This window comes from Methylobacterium sp. B1 (assembly GCF_000333255.1).
In the GTDB taxonomy this organism is placed as follows: domain Bacteria; phylum Pseudomonadota; class Alphaproteobacteria; order Rhizobiales; family Beijerinckiaceae; genus Methylobacterium; species Methylobacterium fujisawaense.
In genome coordinates this window covers 1-3,779 of sequence record NZ_BACT01000732.1, presented here as the reverse complement: position 1 = coordinate 3,779, position 3,779 = coordinate 1, and the positions used below count along the sequence as shown (strand labels likewise).

Below are 3,779 nucleotides of genomic sequence, written 5' to 3'. Positions count from 1 at the left end.
CTGCCGCCCATGCCGCCGCTCCGGGTGGCCGTGGTCGCCCGCATGCTCTGGTCGAAGGGGATCGACGTCGCCGTCGAGGCGGTCCGCCTCGCCCAGGCCCAGGGCGCGCCGGTCGAGCTGGCGCTGTATGGTGCGCCGGACCCATCGAACCGGCGGGCGATCGACGAGGGGACCCTGCGTGCGTGGAGCCGCGACGGCATCGTCTGGCATGGGCCGACGACCGACGTCACGGCGGTCTGGGCCGGCCACCATGTCGCCTGCCTGCCGTCTCGCGGCGGCGAGGGCTTGCCGCGGACGCTGCTGGAAGCGGCCTCCTGCGGCCGGGCCCTGGTCGCGTCCGACGTCCCGGGCTGCCGCAGCCTCGTGCGCGATGGCGTCGAGGGCCTGCTGGTTCCTCCGAACGACGCGCCGGCCCTGGCCGCCGCCCTCGCGCGCCTGAGCGGGGATGCCGGCCTCGTCGCCGGCCTGGGCGCGGCCGCTCGAACCCGGATCGAGACCGGGGGCTTCACCGAGGCTGCGGTGACCGACCATGTCTGCGCCATATGGCGCGACCTGCTGGAGGCCTGACCGTGCGCGCACCGGACGATCCCTCCGGATTCATCCGGGCCAACACCCGTCTGCTGCCCGTGCCCCATGCACCCGAGATCCGCCTGCACGTCGCCGACGAGGCGACGGACCTCTGGCAGCGGACCGAGGAGGAGTTGCAGGAGATCGGGCTGCCGCCGCCGTTCTGGGCCTTCGCCTGGGCCGGCGGGCAAGCGCTCGCCCGGTACGTCCTCGACCACCCCGACATCGCGGACGGGGCCCGCGTCCTGGATTTCGCTCGGGATCCGGCTTGGTGGCGATCGCCGCCGCGCTCGCCGGGGCGGAGCACGTCGTGGCCAGCGACCTCGATCCCTTCGCCAGGCGGCGATCCGCCTCAACGCCGAGGCCAACGGGGTCGGCGGACGGATCACCCCGGTCTGCGACGACCTCCTCGGCCGCGATCCGCAGGTCGACCTCGTCCTGGCCGCCGACGTCTTCTACGAGCGCGACCTCGCCGGGGCCGTGACCGCCTGGCTCTCCGGTTTGCAGGCGCGGGGCGTCACGGTGCTGATCGGCGATCCGGGCCGCACGTATCTGCCGCGCGACCGCCTCGATTGCCTCGCCACCTATGCGGTTCCGGTCTCGCGTTCGCTGGAGGATGCCGAGATCAAGCGCAGCCATGTCTGGCGGCTGCGCGGATGAGGGGCTGCCAGAGACGGTCGCGTCGGACCGCCGCCCATGCGGCTCCGCCGAGGGTTTATACGGCGCGGGAATGCGCTACCGTCAAAACCACTCGTGTCGCGTGCCGCGCATGCGCCAGAGTTTGCGAAGGCCCGGATCGGGGCATGCTGCGGCGGAAGGTTTCGTGGTGAGTGTCGAGTCGAGTGTGAAGCCCAGCGCTGCCCGCATCGTCGCCTTCTCGGGGAGCGCCAAGCGGCCCTCGCGCACCCGCATCCTGGTCGAGGCGCTCGGCGCCGAACTCGGACGCCTCCGCGGGATCGATCTCGCCGTCTACGACCTGATGGATGCCGGCCCGGGCCTCGGCGCCACGCAGCGGGACGCGCTGTCGGCACCGGCCCTGCGCCTGGTCGAGGCGATCGAAGGAGCGGACGCCCTGATCGTGGGGACGCCGGTCTATCAGGGCGGCTATGCCGGGCTGTTCAAGCACGTGTTCGACTTCGTCGATCCCGCCCGGATGATCGGCATGCCGGTGGCCCTCACCGCCACGGGCGGCGGCCTTCGCCACGCCCTGGTGGTCGAGCACGGGCTCCGGCCGCTGTTCGGCTTCTTCGCCGCGCATGTCGCGCCGACCTCCGTCTATGCCGGATCCGACGACCTGGTGGATGGCCGCATCGTCGACGAAACCGTGGCGGCCCGGATCCGCGCCGCGGCTGCGGAGCTTGCCGCCCTGCTCGACGTGGCGCGGACGGCCGCACCCGGCGCATCCGACTGACGCGAGACTCCCCCGGCCTGCCGCGGGCCCTAGATCGAAGGCGGACCACGCTCACCCGCGAGGGATCATGTCAGGTTCTCCGATCACGGCCGGCAAGGCGGCGACAGCGCTGCCCGCAACCTACGTCACGGCCTCCGGCCTGCCACGCTACCATCCGGTGTCACAGGCGCTGCACTGGCTGAGCGCGGCCCTGGTCCTGGCGGTCCTGCCGCTCGCCTGGGTCGCGATCAGCCTGCCGCCGACGCCGGCCAAGGGCAGCATGTTCGTGCTGCACAAATCGGTCGGCCTCACGATCCTGGCGATCGTGGTCCTGCGGATCGTCTGGCGGATGATCCGGCCGGCGCCGCCGGATCCGCAGGCGCCCCGGCTCCTGACGCTGATCGGCCGCGTCAATCACTATCTTTTGTACGCGATCTTCCTGATCATGCCGATCAGCGGGTACCTGCTCAGCGCGCTGTCCGGTCGCGACACGCCGTATTTCTGGCTGTTCACGGTCCCGGGGCTACCGAAGGACGACGCGGCCCAGAAGATCTTCGAGGCGATCCACGTCTTCGGCCAGTGGCTTGTCTACGCCCTGGTCCTGCTGCATGTCGCCGGGACGGTGTGGCACCTGATCATCCGGCGGGACGGACTCCTGGAGCGGATGCTGCCGGTACAGGACGGTCGCGGGTCGTCCCGCTGACGCATCGCCGGTCGCTCGCGTGGCCTCTCTGACGGAAACCCCGCGGCGCGCTCAGTCGACGCGGCGCAGGACGAAGGCGGTGCCGACCTCCGGTTCGCGCCGCCAGCGCCCGTCGCCGCTCGGCACGAGGTCGATGCTGTGGCCGCGCTTGGCGGTCAGCGTCATCCGCCCGTTCGCGTAGCGCCAGCGGACCGGATCGAACACCTCCAGGCCACTGTCGTGGCAGCCCGGGATGATGTGCACGCCGCCGCCGGTGCCATCGAGGGTGATCCGGCAGGTGTCGCGCTGCTGGAACCGGTCGAGGGCATAGAGACCCGGTGCGGGGGCCGCCGAAGCAGTCGCCGCCGGCTGCAGTTCGGCCGGAACCGGGGCGGCGGCCTGGAGCGGGGCGGGGTTCGGGCTGGCTGCCACGGCCGGCTCGGACTCGGGCGAGCCTGCGGCGCCGGCCGGACGCATGGCCACGATGTCGAGGGGGACGAGGCTGTAGCGGTTACCGTCCTCGGCCAGCGCGACGAGGCTGCGCTGGTCCGGCCGCCGGGTGAATTCGAGGACGGGGCGGACATTACGGTCCACGAAGCGGACGTTCCCTTCGACGAACAGCCAGCCGGCGACGCCGTTCAGGACGGGCAGGGCCCGGCGGCATCCGGCCGGGAAGCGCAACTTTTGGCCCGCATCGCCGCTGTCCAGCACCAGGGTCATTTGATGGCGGCAGCATGCGGCTCCAAGTCGGCGGCAACATCGTCGGGAATCTTGGTGTCCAACTCATCGACGGTCCGCTCCTCGGCCGCCTGCCGCAACTTCAGGATGAGATCTACGTCGGCTTCGTCGTTGCCGTGAGGGATAGGAACAGGTAGGTGGATCTCGGACATGTCAGCCTCTTTTCTGCTGACCGCCGGGTCAGCCCACCATATAGCCCGGCGCCACTCAACTCACTTACCTTAGCCGTTGAAATGATACGGATTTAGGATCTTTAGCCAAAACCTCGCCTTTTCTTGTTTTATATTCCTGATCTGGTTTGGTGCGCTGAACTTACCGACCGTTCGGGCCCAGCCCATCGCTACACCCTTAGATGCGGATCGATGCCGGCGGAGGCAGAACACCTTAGGTATTGCCGGTTGC

The 3,779-nt window shown here is 70.4% G+C and carries 5 protein-coding genes and 1 pseudogene; 4 read left to right on the top strand and 2 right to left on the bottom strand.

Annotation, left to right across the window (positions count from 1 at the left end):
* The 4 genes and pseudogenes from I53_RS21485 to I53_RS21470 form a co-directional block, all read left to right on the top strand.
* The coding region (locus I53_RS21485; protein ID WP_043354500.1) for a glycosyltransferase at positions 1-567 on the top strand (567 nt) is incomplete at its 5' end.
* Positions 543-1,227 (top strand): annotated as a pseudogene (locus I53_RS21480) (methyltransferase). The gene I53_RS21485 and the pseudogene I53_RS21480, both read left to right, overlap by 25 nt.
* Before the next feature lie 163 nt (positions 1,228-1,390).
* Positions 1,391-1,978 carry an NAD(P)H-dependent oxidoreductase gene (locus tag I53_RS21475; protein WP_083936125.1) on the top strand — a complete coding sequence of 196 codons (588 nt, stop codon included), beginning with the start codon at positions 1,391-1,393 and terminating at the stop codon, positions 1,976-1,978.
* A 67-nt stretch (positions 1,979-2,045) separates the two neighbouring features.
* Positions 2,046-2,660 (top strand): cytochrome b, encoded by a 615-nt coding sequence (locus tag I53_RS21470; protein ID WP_043354496.1) that lies wholly within the window; start codon positions 2,046-2,048, stop codon positions 2,658-2,660.
* 51 nt (positions 2,661-2,711) lie between these two features.
* Here I53_RS21470 and I53_RS21465 read toward each other — a convergent pair whose 3' ends face one another.
* Together I53_RS21465 and I53_RS34180 are read right to left on the bottom strand one after the other, a co-directional pair.
* Positions 2,712-3,359 carry an AprI/Inh family metalloprotease inhibitor gene (locus tag I53_RS21465; RefSeq protein WP_043354494.1) on the bottom strand — a complete coding sequence of 216 codons (648 nt, stop codon included), beginning with the start codon at positions 3,357-3,359 and terminating at the stop codon, positions 2,712-2,714.
* Positions 3,356-3,529, bottom strand: coding sequence for a hypothetical protein (locus I53_RS34180; RefSeq protein WP_187294400.1), 174 nt, complete (start codon positions 3,527-3,529; stop codon positions 3,356-3,358). Before I53_RS34180 ends, I53_RS21465 begins: the two co-directional genes overlap by 4 nt.
* Between the last annotated feature and the right edge of the window lie 250 nt (positions 3,530-3,779).

Excerpts from the sequence above, each read along its gene's own strand:
- I53_RS21465 (WP_043354494.1), bottom strand. The coding sequence starts at position 3,359 with ATGACCCTGGTGCTGGACAGCGGCGATGCGGGCCAAAAGTTGCGCTTC.
- I53_RS34180 (WP_187294400.1), bottom strand. The coding sequence starts at position 3,529 with ATGTCCGAGATCCACCTACCTGTTCCTATCCCTCACGGCAACGACGAA.
- I53_RS21470 (WP_043354496.1), top strand. The coding sequence starts at position 2,046 with ATGTCAGGTTCTCCGATCACGGCCGGCAAGGCGGCGACAGCGCTGCCC.